Source organism: Oceanimonas pelagia (assembly GCF_030849025.1).
Lineage (GTDB): Bacteria > Pseudomonadota > Gammaproteobacteria > Enterobacterales > Aeromonadaceae > Oceanimonas > Oceanimonas pelagia.
Genome location: NZ_CP118224.1, coordinates 1,251,655 through 1,275,875 on the forward strand (window position 1 = coordinate 1,251,655; position 24,221 = coordinate 1,275,875).

At 60.5% G+C, this 24,221-nt stretch carries 24 protein-coding genes; 16 read left to right on the forward strand and 8 right to left on the reverse strand.

Annotated elements, in window-relative coordinates:
- Positions 1-43 precede the first annotated feature (43 nt).
- Both PU634_RS05930 and ltrA read left to right on the forward strand, forming a co-directional pair.
- Positions 44-1,036 carry a porin gene (locus PU634_RS05930; protein WP_306763144.1) on the forward strand — a complete coding sequence of 331 codons (993 nt, stop codon included), beginning with the start codon at positions 44-46 and terminating at the stop codon, positions 1,034-1,036.
- Between the two features lie 1,167 nt (positions 1,037-2,203).
- The gene (ltrA, locus tag PU634_RS05935) at positions 2,204-3,901 is read left to right on the forward strand and encodes a group II intron reverse transcriptase/maturase (protein WP_306763145.1); all 1,698 of its coding nucleotides are present in this window, start codon (positions 2,204-2,206) and stop codon (positions 3,899-3,901) included.
- 222 nt (positions 3,902-4,123) lie between these two features.
- Here ltrA and PU634_RS05940 read toward each other — a convergent pair whose 3' ends face one another.
- Both PU634_RS05940 and dusC read right to left on the reverse strand, forming a co-directional pair.
- A complete protein-coding gene (locus PU634_RS05940) occupies positions 4,124-4,495 on the reverse strand; it encodes a transcriptional regulator, TraR/DksA family protein (RefSeq protein WP_306763146.1) in 372 nt (123 codons plus the stop codon).
- Positions 4,496-4,642: 147 nt separating this feature from the next.
- Positions 4,643-5,584: a tRNA dihydrouridine(16) synthase DusC gene (dusC, locus tag PU634_RS05945; protein ID WP_306763147.1), complete on the reverse strand. Its 942-nt coding sequence runs from the start codon at positions 5,582-5,584 to the stop codon at positions 4,643-4,645.
- 123 nt (positions 5,585-5,707) lie between these two features.
- Between dusC and PU634_RS05950 the strand changes: the two genes are divergently transcribed.
- The 5 genes from PU634_RS05950 to recR all read left to right on the forward strand — a co-directional run bounded on the left by PU634_RS05950 (position 5,708) and on the right by recR (position 10,107).
- Positions 5,708-6,100 carry a YbaN family protein gene (locus tag PU634_RS05950; RefSeq protein WP_306763148.1) on the forward strand — a complete coding sequence of 131 codons (393 nt, stop codon included), beginning with the start codon at positions 5,708-5,710 and terminating at the stop codon, positions 6,098-6,100.
- A 64-nt stretch (positions 6,101-6,164) separates the two neighbouring features.
- Entirely contained in the window at positions 6,165-6,710 is a 546-nt protein-coding gene (gene apt / locus PU634_RS05955; protein WP_306763149.1) for an adenine phosphoribosyltransferase, read from the forward strand.
- Positions 6,711-6,714: 4 nt separating this feature from the next.
- Entirely contained in the window at positions 6,715-9,048 is a 2,334-nt protein-coding gene (gene dnaX / locus PU634_RS05960) for a DNA polymerase III subunit gamma/tau (protein ID WP_306763150.1), read from the forward strand.
- A gap of 13 nt (positions 9,049-9,061) precedes the next feature.
- Positions 9,062-9,391 (forward strand): YbaB/EbfC family nucleoid-associated protein, encoded by a 330-nt coding sequence (locus tag PU634_RS05965; protein WP_306763151.1) that lies wholly within the window; start codon positions 9,062-9,064, stop codon positions 9,389-9,391.
- Between the two features lie 110 nt (positions 9,392-9,501).
- Complete coding sequence (gene recR, locus PU634_RS05970; RefSeq protein ID WP_306763152.1) at positions 9,502-10,107, forward strand: recombination mediator RecR; 606 nt, start codon at positions 9,502-9,504, stop codon at positions 10,105-10,107.
- A gap of 6 nt (positions 10,108-10,113) precedes the next feature.
- Here the strand turns inward: recR and PU634_RS05975 are convergent, their stop codons facing one another.
- From PU634_RS05975 to PU634_RS06000, 6 genes are all read right to left on the reverse strand, one after another.
- Positions 10,114-10,353: a hypothetical protein gene (locus tag PU634_RS05975; protein WP_306763153.1), complete on the reverse strand. Its 240-nt coding sequence runs from the start codon at positions 10,351-10,353 to the stop codon at positions 10,114-10,116.
- 91 nt (positions 10,354-10,444) lie between these two features.
- Positions 10,445-11,134 carry an LrgB family protein gene (locus PU634_RS05980; protein ID WP_306763154.1) on the reverse strand — a complete coding sequence of 230 codons (690 nt, stop codon included), beginning with the start codon at positions 11,132-11,134 and terminating at the stop codon, positions 10,445-10,447.
- Positions 11,131-11,469: a CidA/LrgA family protein gene (locus PU634_RS05985; RefSeq protein ID WP_306763155.1), complete on the reverse strand. Its 339-nt coding sequence runs from the start codon at positions 11,467-11,469 to the stop codon at positions 11,131-11,133. The genes PU634_RS05980 and PU634_RS05985 overlap by 4 nt, the downstream gene beginning before the upstream one ends.
- A 9-nt stretch (positions 11,470-11,478) precedes the next feature.
- Positions 11,479-12,894, reverse strand: a complete 1,416-nt coding sequence (gene sbcB, locus PU634_RS05990) for an exodeoxyribonuclease I (protein ID WP_306763156.1) — start codon at positions 12,892-12,894, stop codon at positions 11,479-11,481.
- Positions 12,895-13,005: 111 nt separating this feature from the next.
- A complete protein-coding gene (locus tag PU634_RS05995; protein WP_306763157.1) occupies positions 13,006-13,341 on the reverse strand; it encodes a MaoP family protein in 336 nt (111 codons plus the stop codon).
- 132 nt (positions 13,342-13,473) lie between these two features.
- Positions 13,474-14,337: a tetratricopeptide repeat protein gene (locus PU634_RS06000; protein WP_306763158.1), complete on the reverse strand. Its 864-nt coding sequence runs from the start codon at positions 14,335-14,337 to the stop codon at positions 13,474-13,476.
- 527 nt (positions 14,338-14,864) lie between these two features.
- On the opposite strand from PU634_RS06000, the gene ectA reads away from it, so the two are divergent.
- From ectA to PU634_RS06045, 9 genes are all read left to right on the forward strand, one after another.
- Positions 14,865-15,371: a diaminobutyrate acetyltransferase gene (ectA, locus tag PU634_RS06005; protein ID WP_306763159.1), complete on the forward strand. Its 507-nt coding sequence runs from the start codon at positions 14,865-14,867 to the stop codon at positions 15,369-15,371.
- A 58-nt stretch (positions 15,372-15,429) separates the two neighbouring features.
- The gene (ectB, locus tag PU634_RS06010; RefSeq protein WP_306763160.1) at positions 15,430-16,701 is read left to right on the forward strand and encodes a diaminobutyrate--2-oxoglutarate transaminase; all 1,272 of its coding nucleotides are present in this window, start codon (positions 15,430-15,432) and stop codon (positions 16,699-16,701) included.
- A gap of 82 nt (positions 16,702-16,783) precedes the next feature.
- Positions 16,784-17,191 carry an ectoine synthase gene (locus tag PU634_RS06015; RefSeq protein ID WP_306763161.1) on the forward strand — a complete coding sequence of 136 codons (408 nt, stop codon included), beginning with the start codon at positions 16,784-16,786 and terminating at the stop codon, positions 17,189-17,191.
- A 377-nt stretch (positions 17,192-17,568) separates the two neighbouring features.
- Positions 17,569-19,005 (forward strand): aspartate kinase, encoded by a 1,437-nt coding sequence (locus PU634_RS06020; protein WP_306763162.1) that lies wholly within the window; start codon positions 17,569-17,571, stop codon positions 19,003-19,005.
- A 130-nt stretch (positions 19,006-19,135) separates the two neighbouring features.
- On the forward strand, positions 19,136-19,417 hold the full coding sequence (gene ppiC / locus PU634_RS06025) for a peptidylprolyl isomerase PpiC (protein WP_306763163.1): 282 nt from the start codon (positions 19,136-19,138) through the stop codon (positions 19,415-19,417).
- Between the two features lie 30 nt (positions 19,418-19,447).
- On the forward strand, positions 19,448-21,070 hold the full coding sequence (locus PU634_RS06030; protein WP_306763164.1) for a DUF2813 domain-containing protein: 1,623 nt from the start codon (positions 19,448-19,450) through the stop codon (positions 21,068-21,070).
- A gap of 31 nt (positions 21,071-21,101) precedes the next feature.
- The gene (locus PU634_RS06035) at positions 21,102-21,830 is read left to right on the forward strand and encodes an HI_1241 family integral membrane domain (RefSeq protein WP_306763165.1); all 729 of its coding nucleotides are present in this window, start codon (positions 21,102-21,104) and stop codon (positions 21,828-21,830) included.
- Between the two features lie 92 nt (positions 21,831-21,922).
- Complete coding sequence (locus PU634_RS06040) at positions 21,923-23,062, forward strand: MFS transporter (protein ID WP_306763166.1); 1,140 nt, start codon at positions 21,923-21,925, stop codon at positions 23,060-23,062.
- Positions 23,063-23,231: 169 nt separating this feature from the next.
- A complete protein-coding gene (locus PU634_RS06045; RefSeq protein WP_306763167.1) occupies positions 23,232-23,705 on the forward strand; it encodes an outer membrane lipoprotein in 474 nt (157 codons plus the stop codon).
- The last annotated feature ends 516 nt before the right edge of the window (positions 23,706-24,221 follow it).

The following is a 24,221-nucleotide window of genomic DNA, read 5'->3' on the forward strand; positions in this document are numbered from 1 at the left end:
ATAACAAGGACTTAGTGTTTAATTACAGTAGGCAAATAAAATCATGAAAAAAACGATTCTTGCACTGACCATCCCTGCGCTGTTCGCTACCTCTGCCAGCGCTGTGACCGTTTACTCCGACGAAGGCGCCCAGGTTGATATCTATGGCCGCGTACAATACGAAGCTGGCGCTCTGGATTATCAGGCTGCCAAGCCTGAAAAAGCAGAAAACTTCGGTGGTTTGGGGGAAGCCCGTCTGGGTACCAACATCAAATATGCCCTGAACAACGACGTGGATCTGATCGGTAAGCTGGAATGGCAGGTTGCTGCTGAGAAGTCTGACGGCTCCAAGTTTGATTCCCGTTACGCCTGGGCCGGCTTCCGCTTTATGGACACCACCGACCTGACTGTGGGCCGTGTGAACAGCCCCTATGCTCAGCTGCTGGATTACACCGACGTGCTGAACGTGTTTGGTGGTATTGCAGCATACGGCTCTGAGCTGGGTACTACCGATAAGGTAGACGACATGGTGCGTGTAGCTTACGCCGCCAATGGTGTTGACCTGCGTGCCGGTTACTCTTTCAACGATGCCGACAAACAAGACACTAACACTGGCGAAGAAAATCGCTGGTCTGTGTCTGCCGGTTACACCCTGCCGATGGGTCTGGGTTTTGGTGCTGCCTACGAGCAAATCGCTTTCAATAATGGCGCAGACCAGGACAACTGGATTGCCGGTGTGAACTACACCCTGGATGGCCTGTACGTAGCCGCCATTTACACCGAGCAGGAAAAAGACGTTCTGGGCGGTGGCAAAAACGAGTCTGAAGGTTACGAGCTGCACGCTCAGTACAATGTAGACGCCTGGACCGTACTGGCTCAGTACTCCAATGAAGAATACACCCCCGCTGGTGGTTCCTCTGAAGATACTGTTGACGCCATCACTCTGGGTGTTCAGTACAGCCTGACTCCGAAAGCCAAGCTGTACGGTGAATACCTGATCAGCGACGTGGCTGACGAAGACGACCTGTACGGCGTTGGTATTCAATATAACTTCTAACGTGCGACGAGAGTCGTGCGAGTCCTAGTCTAAATCTTTGATTTAGCTAGGAAAAGTGGTCAGGGGTTGCCCCCTGACCACTCCCTTACCTCCGTAGATGGCTGAATCGGAGGGCCCTTCCAGGGTTCCATCACTATCCAATAAGCGCACTTTGCGCACTCAATATAACCAGGGATGAAAATCCTGTGGTACAAACAGCGGCCTGCGGCTGCCTGTTATTCAATGAGAGCTTTCCGCTCACATCTCAAATGTGATGAATGATCATCCTGTTCTCCAAACGGGTTCGGTCTGACCATCCACATTCAATTTTTCGACCTATTCCATGTACGGAAGAGGCGCGTGTTTGCGTCTGTCCAGTGGTCACGTCGTGATTGAATGCCAACCAGGGAGAATGGCCGCCTACGCCATTCTTGAAACTCGCACGCGCAAGCTGTGTGTTCGATTGTTCCACCCGCTGCTGTACTTCCCTGTGGAGCAGCGGACATGGGAACCCATTGTTCAGCCAATGGTGGTCCAGGGATAGGGCATTTCTGGTAACGGATTTGTCCGAAGCTTCCTGACAATGTACTCACCCGCAAGGGCCCGGTTTCTGTGAAGAAACCGGTAGATTCTGCCAGCAGCAATGGTGGATGAGAGGCTAGACCAGCAGGCTAGGGTGAACGTATGTGAATCACTGATAAACCTCGTCATTGTAAACCGGCGCAAGCTGCTGAATTCGCCGGAGCCAAAATGGCACATAGCCGGTTAACCCTTTGTTAGATGGGGTTACGCTGACATCAGGCTATCGGGGAACAGGTGGCACCTAAGGCCATGCAATCATTCGAACACACGGAACTCGGCAATCCCGTTATCGTGCCCATTCGGGCAGGCGAACCGCAAGGGGAGCTGTTGCGGTAGCGGGCATGGGAGGCAGGAAAAAGCGAATGCCAGTCTGTAACGGATTGGATAGCGGTCAACATGCCGCACCCGAAAGGGGAGCAGACGTCCTGCTGGTCTTCAACTGCGTGAAAACGTGTAAAGCGTCCAACGTGTCTAAAGAAAGCGAGTGAAGGTGTTGCAGCACCTTCACTCAATACCCTGACGGGGCGATAAGCTCTCCCCGTTAGGGGAGAACTGTCCGCTTCGCCGGGGTGCTTTCAACACAAAAGCACTTCGGAGGATAGCAAGATGAGTGCATCCAAACCAGCGGCAGCCGCCGCGACTCTGGTTGTATCTGCATTCTCCCATCCGACCGACTGGCACAGTATTCACTGGCGTCAGGTTCATCGGCGGGTGCGGGGGCTACAGGTACGGATCGCAGAGGCAACCAAGAACCAGCAATGGCGACGCGTCAAGCAGTTGCAGCGCCTGCTGGTACGCTCGTTTGCAGCGCGTGCGCTGGCCGTCAAACGAGTCACTGAAAATCGAGGCAAACGGACCGCCGGGGTGGACGGAGCAATCTGGAGTACGCCCGACACCAAATGGCAGGCCATAGGTCGTCTGACGCGAACGGGGTATCGCCCTCAGCCGCTCAGACGGGTTTATATTCCCAAGAGCAACGGTAAACGCCGTCCGCTCGGGATCCCCACCATGCACGACAGGGCCATGCAGGCGTTATATCTGCTGGCGTTGGAGCCGGTGGCGGAAACCACGGGAGACCTTAATTCCTACGGCTTCCGGCCCCACAGATCTACCGCTGACGCGATAGCGCAATGTCGTAATGCGTTGTCACGAAAGCTACAGGGCCCTTGGGTTCTAGAAGGGGATATCAAGGGGTTCTTTGACAATATCAGCCACGACTGGATACTGCGCCACGTCCCCCTGGACCGGCAGGTACTCAGAAAATGGCTGGCATCCGGGTACATGGAGAAAGGCAGGCTGTTTGCAACCACGGCAGGTACACCGCAAGGTGGCATTATCTCGCCGGTCATTGCGAACATGGTGCTGGATGGGCTCGAAACTCGTTTGGCTGCGTTATGCCAGACTCGGGCAGACATACTGGCGCTGCGCATCAAATATGTCAGGTATGCCGATGACTTCATCGTGACCGGCAGTTCGAAAGAGCTGCTGGAAACAAGAGTAAAACCGCTGATCGAGGCCTTTATGGCGGAGAGAGGGGTGGAGCTGTCGGCAGAGAAAACCCTGATCACGCATATTGATGATGGTTTTGACTTTCTCGGCAAGAACCTGCGTAAGTACAAGGGTAAGCTGCTGATCAAACCAAGTAAAAAGAATGTGAAAGCGTTCTTGAGCAAGGTCAGTGACGAGCTGAAACGGTACAGGATGGCACCGGCATGGCAGGTGGTGATGCGGCTCAACCCGATGATTCGGGGCTGGGTCAACTACCACCGTCATGGGTCGTCCTCGCAAACGTTCTCCTACGTGGACCATCGGCTGTGGCACATGCTGTGGCGATGGGCGAAACGCAGGCACTCCAATAAGCCCAGACGCTGGATCGCCCAGAAGTACTTTGGGCAGCAGCGGGGCCGGAAGTGGGTATTCTTCGGAACGCCCCCGGATGGGAAAACGTTGTTTCTGGTGCAAGCGAACCAGACAACAATAAAGTGGCACGCCAAGATCAGAAGCGAAGCCAATCCCTATGATCCGAAGTTCGAGCAGTACTTTGAGAAGCGTCAGTTGGAGCGACTCAAGGAGAACCGGCTTTGGACCAGCAAGCTCAAGCTGATATGGGAGAAGCAACAGCGCCGTTGCCCGCTTTGCGGGGAACCGTTCCGGGATAATGATGACTGGGATTTACACCACATCATCTACCGGACACGGGGTGGCGGTGATGAAAGCACGAACCTGGTAATGCTGCATCCAAATTGTCACCGGCAGTACCATGCCAAGACAGACAGTAAGGAAGCTGGTGTCTATGTTAAGTAGGCATTTATGAAGGCTTGAGCCGGATGCCGGGAAACCGGCAAGTCCGGTTCTTAGGGGGGAGGGGAGCAGTAATGTGACCTTCCTACCCGACATCAGCTAACTAGCTGATACAGAAGTAAAAAGCCGGCGAAAGCCGGCTTTTTAATGCCTGTGTTTCAGGCTTTCTGCGCTCTACCTCTCCTCACGCCTCACCCCTTACGTTTTACGTCCCACGTCCACGCCTCACAGCGTCCAGCTGGCATGCTGGGCTTTCTGATACTTCTGTTCACAGCTGTCACAACGCTGCCGGCACGGATCCGCCAGCAGTTGCACCGGCTCGAGCTCGGCTTCACAGTCGCTGCACAGGCCGTACAGGCCCAGCTGCCACTGGCACAGGGCGGCGTCTGCCTGACGCAGCAGTGTCAGTTGTGGTTGCAGTTGCGGCCAGGCCGCCAGGGACGGGTGGTCGGCCCATTCGTCGGGGGACACGGCGTGCAGCCGGGCGGCCAGTCCGGCATCCAGCTCCCGCAGCCGGTGCAAAAAGCCCTGGCGGCGTTCTTCCGCCACCGCCAGCAGCCGCTGCTCAAGCTCGTGTTCGGTAATATTGCTGCTCATGATGACATCCAGTCGGTGGAATATGCCGTCCAGTATAGGGTTGGCCAGTTGTTAACATCATGATGCAAATCAAGGGAATGAAGCGCGGGCCGGCAACGGCCGCAGGCAAGGCGAACCCCGGGCGGTGGTTTGCCTGCGCGTTGGCTCTTACCCTTCGGCCCGCATGTTATCCAGCACCCGGCGTATGTCGTCGGTGTGGGTCAGAGTGCGAATGGCGGCGAACAGCTCCCTGGCCTCTGTATATTGCAGCTTGAGGTAGTTGAGCCACTGTTTGATGCGGTTGGGGTAATACATGCCCTTGTCGCCGGCCACTTCCAGCCCGGAATAGGTTTGCAGCAGCTCAATCACCTCGGGCCAGGTCATGGCGGCGCCGCCGGTCTTGATGGTGGCGGCCAGGTTGGGCAGGGCGAGGGCACCCCGGCCCAGCATCACATCCGCACAGCCGCTTTGTTGCTGGGCCTGAGCGGCCTGCTCCGCGCTCCAGATTTCGCCGTTCACGATCACCGGAATGGTGAGCCGTTGCCTGATTTCCGCCACCAGGGGCCACCAGGCCGGCGGACGGTAGCCGTCCTTTTTGCTGCGGGCGTGCACCGCCAGTTCGCTGATGCCGGCATCGGCCAGGGCCTGGCTGTTTTCCAGATAGCTGTCGCGCTGTTCCAGCCCCAGGCGGATTTTGGCGCTCACCGGCAGGTGCGCGGGCACGGCCGCGCGCACCGCCTTGCCAATGCGATAAAGCTGTTCGCTGTCGGCCAGCAGGGCGGCGCCGCCTCTGTGCTTGTTCACGGTTTTGGCCGGGCAGCCAAAGTTGAGATCTATGCCCTCGGCGCCCAGCCGGCAGGCCTGATCGGCGTTTTCCGCCAGCCAGTCCGGCTCCTGGCCCAGCAGCTGAATGCGCACCGGGGTGCCGGCGGGGGTTTTGCAGCCCTGATGCAGCTCGGGGCACAAACGGTGAAACACTCTTGGCGGCAGGCGCATGTCCACCACCCGCACGAATTCGGTGACACACAGATCAAAAGGGTTCAGGCGGGTGAGCAGGTCCCGCATTAAATGGTCGAGCACCCCTTCCATCGGGGCCAGGATCAGGCGCATGGCAATAACTACCCACAACAAAAGGCGGCAGTGTACCGGGCCGGCGGGCAAAGCGCCATGGTTCTGACGGGGCCCGGTTTTTGCTATATTGCCCTTAAGAAGGTTGGCTGGCAGGAGAGCGCCATGCGTATATTGTTTGCACTGCTGGGGAGCATTTCACTGGGGCTGGGGTTGCTTGGTGCCTTTTTACCGGTGCTGCCCACCACGCCGTTTGTGCTGCTGTCGGCCTTTTGTTTTGGCAAGTCGTCTCCCGGTGTGCACCGCTGGCTGGTTAACCACCGCTGGTTTGGCGGCATGATTCAGGACTGGCAAACCCACCGGGGTCTGCGGCTTCCTGTGCGCCGGCGGGCGCTGTGGCTGATGGCGGCGAGTTTCACCCTGTCCATTTATCTGGTGCCGCTGTGGTGGGTACGCGGCCTGCTGGTGCTCACCTTTATTGCGCTGGCGTGGTGGATGTGCCGGCTGCCGGTGGTGCCCGAGCGCCCCGTGGTTGCAATGGAGCAGACGAGGCCCTAAGATTTCACTCCTTAATTCAATGCCATGCCCGCTCGCGCCGGGCCCGATGAGGCAGCCAGATCCCATGAAACAAGACACCCTCAAGCTGATTGCAAACAGCATCGTTTCCATTCCCGATTACCCCAAGCCCGGCATTGTGTTTCGTGACATCACCGGCCTGGTGGAAAACGGCGAGGCCTTTCGCCAGACCATAGACACCCTGGTGGAGCACTATCGTCACTCCGGTGTGCGCAAGGTGCTGGGCACCGAAGCCCGGGGCTTTATTTTTGGTGCACCGGTGGCGGCGGCGCTGGGCGTGGGCTTTATTCCGGCGCGCAAGCCGGGCAAGTTGCCCCGGGAAGTGGTGGAAGTGTCCTATGAGCTGGAATACGGCTCCGACAAGCTGCAGATCCACGCCGACTCCATTGTGCCCGGCGAAAAGGTGCTGATCATCGACGATCTGCTGGCCACCGGCGGCACCGTGGAGGCGGCGGTCAAGCTGGTGCGCCGCTGTGGCGGCGAGGTGCAGGATGCGGCTTTTGTGATTGGTCTGCCGGCCCTGGGCGGAATGCAGCGGCTCAACCGGCTGGGCGTGCGCGTGACCAGCCTGGTTGAATTTGACGGCCACTAAGCCCATGAGTTATCAGGTTCTGGCCCGCAAGTGGCGTCCGCGCCGCTTTGCCGAGGTGGTGGGGCAGCAGCATGTGCTGACCGCCTTGGTGAACGCCCTGGCCCAGGGCCGGTTGCATCACGCCTACCTGTTCAGCGGCACCCGGGGGGTGGGCAAGACCTCCATCGCCCGGCTGCTGGCCAAGGCGCTCAACTGTGAGGGTGGGGTCAGCGCCGATCCTTGTGGCCAGTGTGCCAGCTGTCAGGAGATTGAGCAGGGGCGGTTTGTCGATCTGCTGGAAATCGACGCTGCCAGCCGCACCAAGGTGGAAGACACCCGCGAGCTGCTCGACAATGTGCAGTACCAGCCGGCCCGCGGCCGGTTCAAGGTGTATCTCATCGACGAGGTGCACATGCTCTCCCGCCACAGCTTTAACGCCCTGCTCAAGACGCTGGAAGAGCCGCCGCCCCATGTGAAGTTTTTGCTGGCTACCACGGATCCGCAAAAACTGCCCATTACCATTTTGTCCCGCTGTCTGCAGTTTCATCTCAAAAGCCTGGAGCCGGCGCTGATAGACGGCCAGTTGCAGCATATTCTGCAGCAGGAGCAACTGGCCTTTGAGCCCGAGGCCACAGCGGCCCTGGCCCGGGCCGCCGACGGCAGCCTGCGCGATGCGCTCAGTCTCACCGATCAGGCTCTGGCCTTTGGCAACGGCCAGTTGCAACTGGCTCAGGTGGAGCGCATGCTCGGCAACCTGAACCGGGAGCAGCTGCTGGCGCTGGTGGAGGCGGTGCTGGCCGGCGACGGTGCCGCCCTGCTGGCGCGGGTGGCGGAGCTGGCCAGCCTCGGACCGGACTATGACCATGTGCACAAGGAGCTGATCGCCTTCTGGCATCAGCTTGCTCTGGCCCAGGTGGTGCCGGCCCAGGGAGTGCCCCATGCCGATGAGCTGAACCGGCTGGCGCCTTTGGTGAGTGCGGATCAAATCCAGTTGTATTACCAGATTTGCCTGCAGGGCCGAAAGGATCTGCCCTTTGCCCCCGACGGTCGCTCGGCGCTGGAAATGACCCTGCTGCGCGCCCTGGCCTTTGTGCCTCAAAGCGCCGCTGCGAGCGGGCCAACCCCCGTTACTCCCTCTGTGACCGTTACTCAGCCGGAGCCTGCGTCTGCAAAAAAGCCCGAGCCGGTGGCCGCGCCGGCGCCGAATGAAGACGACGAGGCCATGACCGCCAGGCTCGAACAGGAGCAGGCGCAAATCTGGCAGGAGGCGGCGCGCATGGGCAAGGACGTTGCAGGCCCAGTGGTAACAGAGGAAGCCTCGGCACCGTTCGCGCCGGCACCGGTTGCCTCTGCGCCTTTGGGGGAGCCGCCGGCGGCCGCGGTGGCCAGCCCGGTTGTGGCGCAAGTCACCGGCAACGGGCCGCAGTCCGTCTCCGCAGCTGAGCCTGCAGAGACGACGGACTCCGCCCCCGCGCCACTGGTGGATGAAGCCGCCGAGCAGGCGGCACGCATTCGCCGGCTGCTGCAAACCCGTAACCGGCTGCTGAGCCAGGAGCGCAGCGAGGTCAGGGCCGCCCCCGAGCCAAAGGTTCGGACGGCACCAGCCCGGCCGGCCAGCCCGGCGGTGGCTACTCCGGAGCGCCCTGTGGCGGTGGCATCCCGGCCATCTGCCCCCGCCGCGCCGGTGGCCGAGGGGCAAGCTGCCCGGCCGCAAGACGAGCTGCCACCCCTGGATGCCTACAACGACATGCCCTGGGACGACAACGAGGTTCCGCCCTGGGAGCCGGAAGGCACACCGCCACCGTCCGCGCCGTCACAACCGGCGCCAGTCCGCCCCGCGCCCGTGCGTGTGCAACCCCAGGCCGAGGCTGCGCCCCAGGCGGCCGTGTCGCCGTCGGTGCCGCGGGCAGTCTGGAACATCAAGGACGGCCCCGAGCCGCTCAGGCCATCGCAACTGTTGCCTCAGGCCGAGGACGACTGGGCACGGCTGGTGTCGCAACTGCCGGTGGGGGGCCTGTTGCGCCAGCTGGCCATGCACAGCACCCTGGAGCGAGACGGCGAGCGGTGGCAGTTGTGGCTGCGCCCGCAGCACAAGCATCTGCTGAGCGACAAGACCCGGGAAGAGCTGCAAGCCATGCTGGTTGAGCACCTGGGCAGGCCCGTTACCCTGAGCGTGGCCCTGGGCGAGCAGGGTCAGACTCCGGCCGAGGTGGAGCAGCAGCTCTACCTGGCGGCGCGGGCGCGAGCCAGAGATGAAATCGAGGCCGATGATGCGGTACAATTCCTTATCTCGCGTTTTGCTGCCGAGCTGGATGTCGACAGCATCGAGCCCATGGCGCATGTATCAACCCATCAATAAAGAGTAACGACCTATGTTTGGTAAAGGTGGACTTGGCAATATCATGAAACAGGCCCAGCAGATGCAGGAAAAAATGCAGAAGCTGCAGGAAGAGCTGGCCCAGATGGAAGTGGTGGGTGAGGCCGGTGCCGGCCTGGTGAAGGTCACCATGACTGGCAGCCACTCGGTACGCCGGGTTGAGCTGGACGACAGCCTGCTGGAAGACGACAAGGAGCTGCTGGAAGATCTGCTGGCCGCCGCCGTCAACGACGCCGTGCGCCGCATTGAAGAGCAGAACAAGGCCCGCATGGGCGAGCTCACCGGCGGCATGCAGCTGCCCCCTGGCTTTAAAATGCCGTTCTAAAGCAAAGTCTTAAGCTGGAAGCCTGAAGCTGGAAGGTAAACACTGACGTCTGCAAACGCGGCGCTTATCCTTCCGCTTCCAGCTTCCAGCTTTCTTTCAAGAGTTTTCCCATGCGTTTCAGCCCGTTACTGGATGAATTGATCAAAAGCCTGCAGGTGTTGCCGGGTGTGGGGCCCAAATCGGCCCAGCGCATGGCCTTTGCCCTGCTGGAGCGCCAGCGCGCCGGTGGCCGCAAGCTGGCCCACGTGCTGGAGCAGGCGCTCGATAACATCGGCCATTGCCGCCAGTGCCGCACCTTCACCGAAGAAGACATCTGCACCATTTGTGCCAGCCCCAAGCGGGCGATCAGTGGTCAGTTGTGTGTGGTGGAAAGCCCCGCCGACGTGGTGGCCATTGAGCAGACCGGCCAGTACCAGGGCCGTTATTTTGTGCTGATGGGGCACTTGTCGCCGCTGGACGGCGTGGGCCCGGAAGATCTGGGGCTGGACGTGCTCGAAAACTGGCTGGCCGCCGAACACTTCAGCGAGCTGATCCTGGCCACCAACCCCACGGTGGAAGGGGAAGCCACCGCCTACTTTATTGCCGATATCGCCCGAAGCCACGGCGTGGCGGTGAGCCGCATCGCCCACGGCGTGCCCATTGGCGGCGAGCTGGAGCTGGTAGACGGCAATACCCTGAGCCATTCCTTGATGGGCAGAAAGGCCTTCACCGACTAAAAGGGGTCAGGCGGGATACAGCGTCAGGCTGGCAATCCGTACCAGCACGCCCACAAACAGCAGCATGCCGCCGTAACGCAGCCAGCGATATTCCTGCAGGGTGAGATCCTTTGCCCGGTTGAACACGATGCGCGGCAGCGCCAGCCAGTCGTGCTTGCGCCGGCCGTAGCGCCAGCTTCCCACCAGCACCAGCGCCATTCCCAGGCCCAACAGCAGCGGTTCGGCGATTTTTAGCCAGAGCATCATTCCCTTGCCCCCTGTTTTGCATTTGTTAACGGTTTGTTGCCGCCAGTGTAGCCGGGCGCAGGCGGGCCCGGCCATTAGCCAAAGGTCGCAGTCAGCTCGCCAGCCACAGATAAAGATGAAACAGCGGCGGCGCCAGCAGGGCGGTGATCACGCCGCACACCACCATGGCGAGTGAAGAGAAGGCCCCCTGCGTGCTGCCCACTTCGGCGGCGGCACCGGTGCCGATGGCATGGGCGCCGGCGCCCATGGCCAGACCCTGGGCCTCGGGGTGGTGTATGCCCGCCAGCCGCATCAGCGGAAAACCGGCAATGGCCCCCATCATGCCCACGATGATCACCAGACCGGCAGCAATGGCGGGAATGCCGCCCATGGCTTCGCTTACGCTCATGGCCAGCGGCGTGGTAATGGAGCGGGTCGCCACCGATGCCAGCAGCTCGGGGCTGGCATGAATGAGGCCGCCAATCAGCAGGGTGGTGCCCACCGAAATCAGCACCGACAGGCCGCAGCACAGCAGAATGGGCACCAGTTGGCTGCGGATCTTGGCGGCCTGCTGGTACAGGGGCAGGGCAAAGGCCACCACCGCCAGCTCCAGCAGCAGGCTGAGGGGTTGGGTACCGGCCTGGTAATTGGCGGGATCCTCTCCCAAGGCCAGCAACAGGCCGATCACCAGCAGTGCCGGTATCATGATGGGGTTCACCAGGGGGCTGTTCAGCCGGCGCGCCAGCTTGCGGGTGAGCAGGTAAAACAGCACGGTAACGGGCATGGCCAGCCAGAACATCATGACACCAGCCTCTGATACAGCCGGCCCACCAGCAGCAGGATCAGCACCAGCCCGGTGGTGGCGGCCAGCAGAATAAAGCCCAGGCCCCGGCTCAGCACGTCCGCGTAGCTGAGCAGGCCGGCGGCCACCGGAATAAACAGCAGCGCCATGTGGCGCAGAATGAGCTGGCCGCCGGCAAAGATCCATTCCAGCCGCACCAGCTGGGTGCTGAGCAGGGTAAACAGCAGCAGCAGGCCAATGATGCTGGCGGGAAAGGCAAAGGGCAGCAGGGCGGCGACGGCCTTGCCCACCAGCAGGCAGGTCAGGATCACCGCAAAATCACGGATCAGTTTCATACGGATATTCTACAGTGACTGTACATAGCGGGCCACGGCCTGCAGCAGCGCCAGCCTGGGTTCATCGTCCTGATGCTCGATCACCAGTTGTTCCAGCCGGTGCATATAGGCCTCGGCATGGGCCGAAAGTTTATCCTGGCAGTGCAGGCGCCAGCGCTGCCACTCCTGCTCGCTGAGGGTATGGGGGTAGTTGCGTGCCCGGTAGCGGAACAGCAGTTCCGGCAGCCGGGAGTCGCTGAACTGCAGCGGCAGCTCCGCCAGGGCCTCGGGCCGGCTGTCGCGCACCATGGCCATGGCGGCCTTGTCGGCGTCACCGAAAAAGCCCTGGTACAGAGCGGTGTCGACATCGCCGTCGGCTTCAAAGCCCTCGTCCTGCCGGTATATGGCTTCCACCTTTTCGCGAATTTCCGGATGCTGGCGCAACAGATCCAGGCTTTTCCGGCACTGGGCGCGATCAATGCCCAGCTCGTCGGCACGCTGCTCGGTAAGTGCGGCCGCCTTGGCCAGCACCGGGCACTTGTTGATGTGCACCAGTTTCAGCGGCACCGGCGGCAGCTCGCCCAGCTCGCTCTTTTTGGTGTAAAGACGCTGGCGCAGGGTGTCGGCATCGAGCTCCGCCAGGGGCGACAGGTCTTTCGCCAGATCCACGCAAATCACCGCATTGGCGTTGTCCGGGTGCCAGGCCAGGGGCGCCACCCAGCTGGCGCAACCCTGCCAGGCGGAAAACATGCCCGACACGTGCACCAGTGGTTTGCTGTTAATGATGTCGATCAGCGCCTTCACCCTGTGCTTGCTGCGCAGCTCAAACAGATAGTCAAACAGCCGGGGCTGAGCCTGTTTCAGCAGCCGGGCGAGGGCAATGGTGGCACGCACGTCGGCCAGGGCGTCGTGAGCCTGGCCGTGATCAATGCCATTGGCCTGGGTGAGTCGCTCCAGCTTGAAGCTGGGGCGGCCGTCCTCGTCTTCCGGCCAGTTTATGCCGTCGGGCCGCAGGGCGTAAAAGGCCCGTACCACGTCCAGCAGATCCCAGCGGGAATTGCCCTGCTGCCAGCTCCAGGCGTAGGGATCGTAAAAGTTGCGGTACAGGCTGTAGCGGGTCACTTCGTCGTCGAAGCGAATATTGTTGTAGCCCAGCACACAGGTGTGCGGCCGGCTGAACTGCTCGTGGATCCGCGCGATGAACTCCGCCTCGCACAGGCCGTCCTGCTGCGCCTTCTGCGGGGTAATGCCGGTGATCAGGGTGGCCTCGGGGGAAGGCAGGTAGTCCGCCGGCAGCCGGCAATAGATCATCAGCGGCTCGCCGATTTCGTTGAAGTCGGCGTCGGTGCGAATACCGGCAAACTGCACCGGTCTGTCTTTGGCCGGGCTGACGCCGGCGGTTTCATAGTCGTAGAAGTAGAAGGTGGGCAGGCTCTGCTCGCTCATTGTTCTTTATGCACTTGGCTGTGTTTGTGCATCATTATGCGTGACTCGGACAGGGAACCCAAGCGAATGAAGGGAAAACAAAAAGGCCGGAGCAGCTCCGGCCTTTGGCACTCAGTCGGCGGTATCTTCCACCGGCTCGTAGTCGTCTTCGCTGCCGGCGCTCATGGGGGAGCACAAACGGTGCACCCGGCGCGGGCCGATTACCTTGAGGTATTTCAGCCACACCTTGGCATGGCGAAGTTCGGGGGCGGCCTGCTGCTGCACCTGTTCAACAAAGCGCTGCTCTTCATCGGTCATGGGCGCGCGCTGGCCGGTATACAGGCCCAGCATGGCATGGCCGCATTGTTCAAGCAGCTGGGCTTCGGTCACGGTGAACTCGCCACAGCGGCGCAGCCCGCGCGGGAAGTGGGTAAAGTCCTGGAACGGCTTGCCTGACTCAAAGCTCATATGCACTCTCACTCTAACGTGGCATTGATGATCGCGGAAAGTATGGCACTCGGGTCCGGTACGCAAAATCAATTTTTTTTACGTGTCGTGAAAATTTGTTTTATGAGTTTTTAGTGAACAACCCCGCCGTCGTCAGGAGGCGGTTTCGCCGGCATCCATGGTCAGTTCAAGAAAACGCGGGTGCTGGCGCAGCGGGTCGAATTCCTCGTCTTCCGCCGCCACATGGCGCAGGTGCACATTGTTGGCCACCGCCAGTTCCAGATCGCTCAGGGCCTGCTCCTCATGACCCATGCCGGCATTGGCACAGGCGCGCTGATAAAGGGCATGGGCATTTTGCGGATCCACCTGCATGACCCGGTTGCACAGGCTCAGGGCCCACTGGCGTTCGTTCATCATCAGGGCGGCGTCGGCCTTGTGAGTGAGGGCGTCGAGATCGCCGGGCTTGATGTGCAGGATCTGATCGTAAATTTCCATCTTGGCCTGGGGGCTTTGCTCCTGACTGGCCCGCAGCCAGAGCGCGTGCACCTCCTGAAAACGTTCAATTTCCCGGTAGTTTTCCGCAATGACTTTGGTTTTTCGTTGCAGTTCCCGCTCAATTTGCCGCAGCTTGCGTTCGTAATTATCGGTGATCTGCTTCATCTGGGTTTCCACATAATCCCGCGCCGACTTTTTCAGCTCGCGCAGTGACTGCCAGCCCACAATGGCCAGCACCGAGGCTGCCCCCGCCAGCAGGTAGAAGAAATAGGTCACGGTGATGTTGGCGTAGCTCATGGCCTTGTCGGCCACCCCCAGCTCCTTCTGTACCACCTCTTCCTTTACGTTTACGCGAAACTGGGCCATTTCGGTGCGCAGCGCCTTCAGCTCGTCGAGCATGTAGCGTTCCATCAGGGGAGTGAGCCGGGTGCGCTCTTCTTCTTCGGAGGGACCGGCGGGCTCGGCGGCGATCAGGGGCCCGGAAAGGCACAACAACAGCAGGGCGGCGAAATGTTTGAGCATGAGAAACCGTAAGAATCTGGTGTGAACCGAATGTAAAAATCGGTGCCAAGGATAACCCGTGGATTATTCGCTTTCAAATTATTGTCGCGAGTGACAGTCGCTGTCCTGTATTTAGGGTGCTAATGATGTCTTCGGTATTTTTTGAATGGTTTGATTGATTTGAATACAGAGCAGATGGTGTGGTGTTGCATGAGAAGGTGATTAAAAAGTGAACGGGTGTGATGCGAGAGTGTCGGTTGCCGGCGTTACCGGTTAGTTTCCTGCGACAAAAGGTTACCGCCGTTCGTGAGGCTGATGGTGCGGCGTTGCTGAATCGAGGTGAGGAGTCGTTCAGGCCTTTTGTTGCATGGGATTGGCGGGAGTTCGGGGTGCTCAATGCGAAGCGAAAAAGGAGAAAAACGGGGTGGCGAAATGCATGCTGTTCAAATTAATTTCATGGAATTCGCCTTGCAATCGATAAATGGTTTGTTAGGTTAATAAAGGATTTTTGATTAGCCCACTAACCAAAAGAGCTTGAAGCAATCATTATGGATACCACCGTTGACCTGCAACTTGTGCTGCGACATCCCAATGCCACGGACGGGCGTAACGTCAATCTGCTGATTGACCGTTGCAAACCTCTGGACACCAATTCCACCTACTGCAATCTGCTGCAGTGCTCGCACTTTGCCGACACCTGCATGCTGGCCGAAGACGAGGACGACGGCACCCTGCTGGGGTTTATCTCTGCCTACCGCAAACCCGCCGAACCGGACACCCTGTTCGTGTGGCAGGTAGCCATAGATAAACGCGCCCGCGGAGAAGGACTGGCCCGTCGCCTGCTCGACAACCTGCTCGATGCCGACGCCTGCCAGGGCGTGCGCCGCATTGAAACCACCATTACCCCCGACAACGCCGCATCCTGGGGGCTGTTTGACAGTCTGGCCCGGGATCGGGGCGCCGGCGCCGGCAGCCGTCATGTGCTGTTTGATCAGGAACGTCACTTCGGCGGCGAGAGCAAAAGCGAGATCCTCTATCGCATTCCGCTCGCCTGAGCCCGTCTTTTCCCTTTTTTCGCATTTAACGATTTGAATCAGACTTTAAGGAGTCGTGATGAGTATTTTTGACGTAATGGAATCCAGTGTACAAACCTATGCCCGCTCGTTTCCGGTGGTGTTTAATCAGGCCAGGGGCGTGTGGCTGCACGATCAGGGCGGCAAGCGCTACCTGGACTTTCTGGCCGGTGCCGGTACCCTCAACTACGGCCACAACCACCCGGCCCTGAAAGAGGCTCTGATCGAATATATTCAACGGGACGGCATCACCCACGGCCTGGACATGCACACCGATGCCAAGGCGAAATTCCTGAGCGCGCTGCAGAACATCATTCTCAAGCCCCGTGATCTGGATCACGTGGCCCAGTTCACCGGCCCCACCGGCACCAATGCGGTGGAAGCGGCGATGAAACTGGCGCGCAAGGTCACCGGCCGGGAAAACATCGTGGCTTTCACCAACGGTTTTCACGGTGTGAGCCTGGGCGCCCTGGCGGCCACCGGCAACCAGCATCATCGCGGTGGCGCCGGCACCGTGCTGGCCAACGTGACCCGTTTGCCCTACGACGGGTACGCCGGCACCGGTGAAGACAGCCTGGTGCTGTTCGAAACCATGCTGAACGACAACTCCAGTGGCCTGGACAAGCCCGCCGCCGTGCTGTTTGAAGTGGTACAGGGCGAGGGGGGCCTGAACGCCGCCTCGGTCACGTGGTTGCAGCGCCTGGAGAAAATCTGCCGCGCCCACGGCATTCTGCTGATTGCCGACGACATTCAGGCCGGCTGCGGCCGCACCGGCACCTTCTTCAGTTTTGAGCCCGCCGGTATCAAGCCCGACATCATCACCCTGTCCAAGTCGCTGAGCGGTATGGGCCTGCCCTTTGCGCTGGTGCTGTTGCGTCCGGATCTGGATCAGTGGGAGCCGGGCGAGCACAACGGCACCTTCCGGGGCAACAACCACGCCTTTATCACCGCCCGCAAGGCGCTGGAAACCTTCTGGCAGGACGACGCCTTTGCCGCCGGTGTGCGTGCCAAGGGTGAGCTGCTCACCCGCCGTCTGCAAACCCTGGTGGACAAGTACCCCCAGCTGTTCGACAAGGTGAAAGGCCGCGGCATGATGCAGGGCATCGCCTGCGTGAACGGCGACATTGCCGACGAGATCACCAGCCGGGCCTTTGAGCTGGGCCTGGTCATCGAAACCGCCGGCCCCGACGACGAAGTGGTCAAGTGCCTGTGCCCGCTCATTATCACCGAAGCCGAGCTGACCCAGGGCCTGGATTGGCTGGAGCAGGCCATTGTCGACGTGGCCGCCAAGCGCCTGAAAAAGGCGTCATAAGCCTGCATTATCGCCCTGAAATGTAACAATACGGCCCCGCCCTGGCGGGGTCGCAAATACCGAACAAACTGAAGGAAACACCATGATCGTACGTACCCTTGCCGACTGTGAGAAAACCGAGCGTCGCGTGGAGTCCGAAACCGGCACCTGGGAAAGCACCCGCATGTTGCTCAAGGACGACAAGATGGGTTTTTCGTTTCATATCACCACCATCTACGCCAACACCGAAACCCACATCCATTACCGGAACCATCTGGAGTCGGTGTATTGCATGAGTGGCAACGGCGAAATCGAGGATCTGGCCACCGGCAGGATTTACCAGATTGAGCCGGGCACCCTTTACATTCTCGATCAGCACGACGAGCACCTGCTGCGCGGCGGCAGCGAAGACATGAAGCTGGCCTGTGTATTCAACCCGCCGCTCACCGGCAAGGAAGTGCACGACGCCGACGGCGTGTATCCGCTGGAAACGGAAGCAGCGGAAGGCTAAAGCAAGTCAGCTGCGCAAAGCATCGGCGGGGATTGCTGTAGCCGACCGTCAAATGCCAGGGCCGAATAATTGCTCCTGCATTTTCGGCATTCCCGCCATCCATGGCGGTCAGATACATTTGCCGAGCGCCCATGGGGCGAGCTTGCTCGCCGTAACGAATCAGTAAAGTCTGAGCGAACATCCAGTGAATGTTCGCAGCAGGCTTTACTGGTGAGTGGCATCCCCCGAAGCGTGTCGGCGGAATGCAACCGCGCCGGTGATTTGCAAAGGCATTATTTCGCACCTTTTCACTGGGCAGGGTTATGAAACCCAGGCCCACTGAAAGTGTGCGCTCCAGAATATCAAACTTTTATTTCAGGGAACGGGAGAGCAATAACGTGTTACATACGGTAGAAAAAATCGGCGGCACCTCCATGAGCCAGTATCAGGCGGTACGCGACAATATCGTGCTGTATAACCGTAAAAACGATAACTACTACCAGCGCATGCTGGTGGTGTCGGCCTTTGGCGGCATTACCGACGGCCTGCTGGAGTGCAAGCGCACCGGCGCGCCCGGGGTCTATGCCACCTTTGCCGACGCCGAAGACGACCACGCCTGGGAGCAGGCGCTGGACAACGTGAGCCAGCGCATGGCGCAGATCAACGAGCAAATGTTTGGCGTTACTCCCGAGCGGGCCCTGGCCGACGCCTTTTTGCGGGAACGTATTGCCGGCATTCGTGACTGCCTGCATCACCTGCGCCGGGTCTGTGCCTTTGGTCAGTTTCAGCTGGCGGAGCAGTTGCAGACCATTCGCGAGCTGCTGGCGGCCATGGGGGAGGCTCACAGTGCCCACAATATGGTGTTGTATCTGCGCCAGAGCGGCGTGAACGCCATTTTGATGGATCTGACCGGCTGGCGCACCGACGAGGCGCTGCCGCTGGATGAGGTACTCAACCAGGCCCTGGCCCGGGTGGATTTGTCTACCCAGCTGCCGGTGGTGACCGGCTATGCTCACTGCAAGGAAGGGCTGATGAGCAGTTTTGACCGGGGCTACAGTGAAATGACCTTCAGCCGGCTGGCGGTGCTGAGCGGCGCCCGGGAAGCCATTATTCACAAGGAGTATCACCTGAGCAGCGCCGATCCGCGCCTGGCCGGCGAGGACCAGGTTATTCCCATTGGCCGTACCAACTACGACGTGACCGATCAGCTGTCCAACCTCGGCATGGAGGCCATTCACCCCCAGGCCGCCAAGGGGCTGCGTCAGCAGGGCATTCCGCTGCGGGTGCGCAATACCTTTGAGCCGGACCACGAAGGCACGCTGATCACCACCGACTACCGCAGCCCGGCACCCTGTGTGGAAATGGTGGCCGGCCGTCGTAACCTGTTTGCGGTGGAGCTGTTCGATCAGGACATGGTGGGCCGGGTGTCCCATTACGCCGAGGGCTTTACCGACGAGCTTGACAAGATGCACCTGAACCTGGTGGCCAAGGACATGAATGCCAACACCCTCACCTATTATGTGGCGGGCAACCGCAAGCAGGTGCGCCGGCTGGTGGGAACCCTGCAACGCCGCTTTGAAAACGCCGAGGTCACCACCCACAAGGTCTCGCTGGTGTCGGCGGTGGGCAGCGACATGAGCATTCCCGGCCTGCTGGCCCGCTCGGTGGGCGCGCTCAACCGGGCCGAGGTGCCGGTGCGCGCCGTGCACCAGTCGTTGCGGGCGGTGGAAATGCAGTTTATCGTCGACGACGAGTTCTACGAGCGGGCGGTGGTGGCTCTGCACGATGAACTGGTGCAGACCCATGCCGAGACCGTAGCGCTGGCGGTGGCGTAAACATCACCACAAGCCGTCATGGCCACCTTCGTGGGCATGACGGCTGTTCCGGCCTGGCCATCGCTACACTGGCAGCAGGTCCCGCATTTTGGCACACTGGCACTATCGCTTGTTTTAATGAGATTCCTTCATGGCAAAACGTGCCTGTGCCCTGCATATTCTGGTAAAAACCGAGGCCGAGTGTCAGGCCCTCAAGGCCCAGCTCGACAAGGGGGCCGATTTTCACCAGCTCGCCAAAAAGCACTCCCTCTGCCCGTCCGGTAAAAAGGGCGGTGATCTGGGCGAATTCAGCAAGGGCGACATGGTCGGCCCGTTTGACAAGGCGGTGTTCACCGGGCCCGAGCTCAAGGTGCAGGGGCCGGTTAAAACCCGTTTTGGCTATCATCTGATCAAGGTGCTCTACCGCCACTGATCCCCGTCACCCATTCACCGGACAGCGTTCATGTATCTTGAGCACGTTCAGATCCACAATTTCCTCGGTATCAATCGGCTTTCCCTGCCGCTGGATCAGAGCACGGCGCTGATGGGGGAAAACGCCTGGGGTAAAACCAGTCTGTTCCGGGCCCTGTGGCGGCTGATGGGGCGGGGCGCCTGCTGTTACGCGTTTGCGGAAGAAGACTTTTTTCGTACCGAAGACGGCCAGCCTGCCGATGAACTGTTGATTGTTCTCACTTACCGCGAGCACAGGCCCGGAGTGAGCGAGCACTCCAGTCGTCTGGCCCGGCTGGAGCCTGTGTGGGTGGCCCACAAGGACAGGTATCACCGGGTGCACTACCGCGCCAGCGCCCGGCGGGAAAATGGTGCCGTGCATTGCCGCCACGAGTTTCTCGACGGTGCCGGTAACGTCATTGAACTGGCCGATGCCCACGCCATGGTGCACCGGCTGATTGAAATGAACCCGGTGTTCCGGCTGCGGGACTCCCGGGGCGCGCCCCGGGATCTGCCCATCGTCAACCTCAACGGCGACTACCAGCAACTGCTGAGCCGGCTGAGCGAACAGCTGGCGGAAGAAGACGAGCTCAGCCGCGCCGAGATCCAGGCAGGCCTGGACGCGGTACGGCAACTGTTTGAACACTACTTTACCCCCCAGGGCGCCACCAGCCGGGCACCGCGCCGGGCCCGGGACATCGCCATTCACCCGGTTACCCTCAGCCAGCTGGGCAAATTCAACGACTGGCAGCCGCCGGGTGAGGAAAGCGGCCTGTCGCTGGCGCTGGCGGCGGTGGCCCGTACCATTCTGCAGGCCCGGGGTGGGCGGCCCATTGAAACCGGATCCCGGCCGCTGCTGCTGATAGAAGATCCCGAAAGCCGGTTGCACCCCACCATGCTGGCGGCCACCTGGGGCATTCTGGAGCGCTTTCCCGGCCAGAAACTGGTCACCACCAATTCCGGGGATCTGCTGTCGGCGTTTCCTCTCAACCATTTGCGCCGGCTGGTGCGGCTGGAAGAGGAAACCCGTTGTCTGCACATCGGCAACGAACGCTACAGCGCCGAAGACATGCGCCGCATCGCCTTTCATGTGCGCATCAACCGGCCCATGTCGCTGTTTGCCCGCTACTGGTTGCTGGTGGAAGGGGAAACCGAAATCTGGCTGCTCTCCGAGCTGGCGCGCATCTGCGGTTATGTGCTGCCCGCCGAGGGCATTCGTATTATCGAGTTTGCCCAGTGTGGCCACAGCCCGCTTATCAAGGTGGCGCGGGACTTTGGCATTGGCTGGCATCTGCTGACCGACGGCGACGAGGCCGGACAGAAATACGCCCAGGGGGTGCGCAGCATGCTGCGGGGCGAGCGGGAAGGGGACCATCTTACCGTGCTGCCCCGGGCCGACATTGAGCATTACATGTATTTCAACGGCCTGGAGCAGGTGTTTCGCCACGAGGCCAACATTCACGACAAGCACACGCCGCCGTCGCGCATCATCGAGCGGGCGCTCAGCCGGCGTAGCAAGCCGGGCATGGCCCTGGCCATGGTGGAAGCCATTGAACCCCTCGGCATCGACGGGGTGCCGGTGGAATTGCGGCGCATGTTTGCCCGCATGGTCGCGCTCGCCCGCCGACAAAGGTAGAATGCGCCCCACGAATTGACGGAGGCAAATCATGACAGAATTGCTGCCGGCGCGATTGTTCGCGCCTTTGGCTCTGAGCGCGGTGGCGGCCCTGGCGCTGCTGGTGTGGATACTGAAAAACGGCGAACTCTGCCCCGGCCAGCGCCGGCGCATCGGCGACGGCGCCATGTCGGTGTGGGCGGTGTTTGGTCTGGCGCTGATGCTGGGGGTTGAAGCGGCCGTGCCGGCCTTCATGCTGTGGCTGGGGGGGGCCACCCTGGTGGTGGGGCTGGGCGCCGTGTTGTATCAGGCCCGCATGCAGGGCAAGCGCAGCCTGAGTGTGAGCTGGCATTACCCGGCGCTGGTGCTGGCCCTGCTCTTTGGTGCCCTGGTGAGCTGGCGCATGGGGCCGGGCTGGGCGCTGCTGGCGGCCGGCGCCGGTGGTTGTGTGTTTGCCCATCTTATTATGGTACGCGCCCGCCACCGGCTGCAGGCGTTTAATGTGTTGCTGCCCCTGGCCGGCTCTGCCTTTGGCGTGCTCTGGCTGCTGGCGCTGGCGGTGCGGGCCGCCGGTCTTGAGGACGCGGCCCTGGCGGCGCTGGTGATGCCTTTTGTGCAGGTGAGTGCCGCCGTGCTGGTTGGCGCCCTGGTGTGGTTGCTGCCCTTGCTGCGCAAGGAGCAGACCAAACCGCCGGTGATTGCGGTTGCGGCCCTGTTAATTTTGGGGGCGCTCACCCTTGGTCAGGGCATGATCTGGCACATGGCCGGTAACATTAGTTAAACATCAATTTTTCTGGCCGAATCACAAATTTTTCTCGTTGTACTTGTGATTGGGCCATTTCTAGAATGCGCGCCTCGAAATCCGGAGGCGCCATGCATCTTGTTCCCCTTTACACCCATCTGATCCTGCTGACCCTGGGCAATGCCTTCCTGGTGACCCTGGTGGCCGTCTACCTCAACGGCCAGGGCGCGCCGGCGGCACAAATTGGCCTGGTGGGGGCGGCCTTTTACCTGGGCATGCTGGGGGCGAGCTTTTTTGCCGACAAACTCATTCAGCAACTGGGCCATGTACGTGCCCTGGTGCTGTGCAGTGCCACCCTGTCGCTGGCGGCACTGGCGCTGACCTGGACCAGCCTGTTGCCGTTGTGGCTGGTGTTGCGCATGGTGGCGGGCATGGCGGCGGCGGTGAGCTTTGTGGCGGTGGAAAGCTGGGTGCTGGGGGTGGCGCCGCTCAATCGCCGCTCCGGTGCCATGGCCCGTTACATGCTGGTGTATTACTTCAGTTACGGTGCCAGCCAGCTGTTTATTGACTGGATTCCGGTTGCCAGTCCGCTGGCCTTCTGGCTGGCCACCGGCCTGTGTGCCGCGGCCTTGCTGCCGCTGCGCTGGGCGCGCACCCCCAATCTTGACGCCGAAACCGCTGGCGAAGGCGCGGTTTCCGGCAAGCCGCCCCGGGCCGACCGGGCCCTGGGCCTGGCCGGCTGTCTGGTGGCGGGCATGCTGCTGGGCGGTCTTTATGCACTGATGCCCATTCAGCTGGAGCAGCTGGCCCTGGGCGAGGAAGTGGGGCTGTACATGGCCTGGCTGATTTTGTGCGGCATGGCGTTCCAGTTGCCTAACGGCAGCCTGGCGGATCGCTTTGGCAAGCGGGCCATGATGGTGGTGCAGACCCTGATGGTCGGCAGCGGCTGCCTGCTGCTGTGGGAGTTCAGCGACAACAGCACCCTGATCCTGGCCTTTGCCCTGGTGGGGGCGGGCGCCTTTACCCTGTATCCCACCACCATGTCTTACGCCTGTGGCAAAATGCATGGCCGGGCCCTGGTGCGCATGACCCAGAAGCTGATGTTTGCCTACAGCATCGGCTCGCTCACCGGCCCGGTGATCGCCGGCATGTTGCTGGAAAAATACCAGGCCGGGTTGTTTCTGTTCATTATTCTGCTGGTGGCGGGCTGGGCCCTGTGGCTGTTGCTGGTGCGGCTGGTGCTCGACAAGCCTCTGGGCGATGCGGTGTAACCAGGCTTGTTGCCGGGGCATATGTCGTTTTTCCTGCAACCATGAGAAAAGGCCTGCACATGCAGGCCTTTTGCTGTTCATGCCGATGAAACCTCACGGATGACGCTCCGGTCTTAAGAGTGTAATGTCACCATAATAACAATCCGTATTTTCATTACAGGGGGCTTCCATGAAACTGAAACCACTTTCTGCCGTTGCCGTGCTGGCCATGCTGGGCCTGGCCGGTTGCGCCAATACCGATGTGTATTCCGGTGATGTGTACAGCAGCAGTGCCGCCGGCCGGGCCCAGACCGTGACCTACGGCACCCTGGTGTCGGTGCGGCCGGTGAAAATTCAGGCCGGGGATGAAAATCCCAATGTCATCGGTACCCTGGGAGGCGGTGTGATCGGCGGCATCGCCGGCAGCACGGTCGGGGGGGGCACCGGCCGCTCGCTGGCCACGGCCGCCGGTGCCATTGCCGGTGCCATGGTGGGCTCCAAGGCCGAGGAAAAGATCAACCAGGTGAACGCGGTGGAGCTGGAGATCCGCACCGACAGCGGCGAGAGCCTGGTGGTGGTGCAAAAGGCGGATCGCAGCTGGCAACCGGGCCAGCGGGTGCGCATGATCGGCTCCGGCAGCAGCATGAGCGTGGCGCCATACTGAGATAACTGTTGAAAACAAGAAAGGCGCCGCAAGGCGCCTTTCTTGTTTCACAGGAAATATTGTTATTTCTTAGTGTTTTACAGTCCTGTCTTCCCGGGCTCAGTTAGAATTGTGCCAAGGAAGGTGCAGAAACGGCAAGCGTGGTTGCGCAGACTGTAAAAATGACGGTTATGACTAACTCTTTCATTATTTACCTTCCTCAACAGTGGGCTGTGTGATCACTATAGCGACACCCTGTTTTCTTTTCAATCACATTTTTTGTTTTTAACTGCGGTTTCTGTGATGTGAGCAGGATAGCGTCCATTTTTGTCAGTAACTTTGGCGGGATCTTGCTTTAGGCTTTGAATTTACGACCTTTTATCTTGGTTCTTAAAATAATTTTTTTATTTATATCATACACTTGTGTTGTTTGTTTGGTTTTGTTGGGGTTGGTGGTCTTACGGTCAGAAATACGATCTCATTTTGAAAAAACAGGGCGGAAACGCCTCTTGCCGGAAGGAAGGGGCGTTTCCGAGT

Bases quoted from the DNA above. Each gene is read 5' to 3' on its own strand.
- PU634_RS05930 (WP_306763144.1), top strand. From the start codon at position 44: ATGAAAAAAACGATTCTTGCACTGACCATCCCTGCGCTGTTCGCTACC.
- ltrA (WP_306763145.1), top strand. From the start codon at position 2,204: ATGAGTGCATCCAAACCAGCGGCAGCCGCCGCGACTCTGGTTGTATCT.
- PU634_RS05940 (WP_306763146.1), bottom strand. From the start codon at position 4,495: ATGAGCAGCAATATTACCGAACACGAGCTTGAGCAGCGGCTGCTGGCG.
- dusC (WP_306763147.1), bottom strand. From the start codon at position 5,584: ATGCGCCTGATCCTGGCCCCGATGGAAGGGGTGCTCGACCATTTAATG.
- PU634_RS05950 (WP_306763148.1), top strand. From the start codon at position 5,708: ATGCGTATATTGTTTGCACTGCTGGGGAGCATTTCACTGGGGCTGGGG.
- apt (WP_306763149.1), top strand. From the start codon at position 6,165: ATGAAACAAGACACCCTCAAGCTGATTGCAAACAGCATCGTTTCCATT.
- dnaX (WP_306763150.1), top strand. From the start codon at position 6,715: ATGAGTTATCAGGTTCTGGCCCGCAAGTGGCGTCCGCGCCGCTTTGCC.
- PU634_RS05965 (WP_306763151.1), top strand. From the start codon at position 9,062: ATGTTTGGTAAAGGTGGACTTGGCAATATCATGAAACAGGCCCAGCAG.
- recR (WP_306763152.1), top strand. From the start codon at position 9,502: ATGCGTTTCAGCCCGTTACTGGATGAATTGATCAAAAGCCTGCAGGTG.
- PU634_RS05975 (WP_306763153.1), bottom strand. From the start codon at position 10,353: ATGATGCTCTGGCTAAAAATCGCCGAACCGCTGCTGTTGGGCCTGGGA.
- PU634_RS05980 (WP_306763154.1), bottom strand. From the start codon at position 11,134: ATGATGTTCTGGCTGGCCATGCCCGTTACCGTGCTGTTTTACCTGCTC.
- PU634_RS05985 (WP_306763155.1), bottom strand. From the start codon at position 11,469: ATGAAACTGATCCGTGATTTTGCGGTGATCCTGACCTGCCTGCTGGTG.
- sbcB (WP_306763156.1), bottom strand. From the start codon at position 12,894: ATGAGCGAGCAGAGCCTGCCCACCTTCTACTTCTACGACTATGAAACC.
- PU634_RS05995 (WP_306763157.1), bottom strand. From the start codon at position 13,341: ATGAGCTTTGAGTCAGGCAAGCCGTTCCAGGACTTTACCCACTTCCCG.
- PU634_RS06000 (WP_306763158.1), bottom strand. From the start codon at position 14,337: ATGCTCAAACATTTCGCCGCCCTGCTGTTGTTGTGCCTTTCCGGGCCC.
- ectA (WP_306763159.1), top strand. From the start codon at position 14,865: ATGGATACCACCGTTGACCTGCAACTTGTGCTGCGACATCCCAATGCC.
- ectB (WP_306763160.1), top strand. From the start codon at position 15,430: ATGAGTATTTTTGACGTAATGGAATCCAGTGTACAAACCTATGCCCGC.
- PU634_RS06015 (WP_306763161.1), top strand. From the start codon at position 16,784: ATGATCGTACGTACCCTTGCCGACTGTGAGAAAACCGAGCGTCGCGTG.
- ppiC (WP_306763163.1), top strand. From the start codon at position 19,136: ATGGCAAAACGTGCCTGTGCCCTGCATATTCTGGTAAAAACCGAGGCC.
- PU634_RS06030 (WP_306763164.1), top strand. From the start codon at position 19,448: ATGTATCTTGAGCACGTTCAGATCCACAATTTCCTCGGTATCAATCGG.
- PU634_RS06035 (WP_306763165.1), top strand. From the start codon at position 21,102: ATGACAGAATTGCTGCCGGCGCGATTGTTCGCGCCTTTGGCTCTGAGC.
- PU634_RS06040 (WP_306763166.1), top strand. From the start codon at position 21,923: ATGCATCTTGTTCCCCTTTACACCCATCTGATCCTGCTGACCCTGGGC.
- PU634_RS06045 (WP_306763167.1), top strand. From the start codon at position 23,232: ATGAAACTGAAACCACTTTCTGCCGTTGCCGTGCTGGCCATGCTGGGC.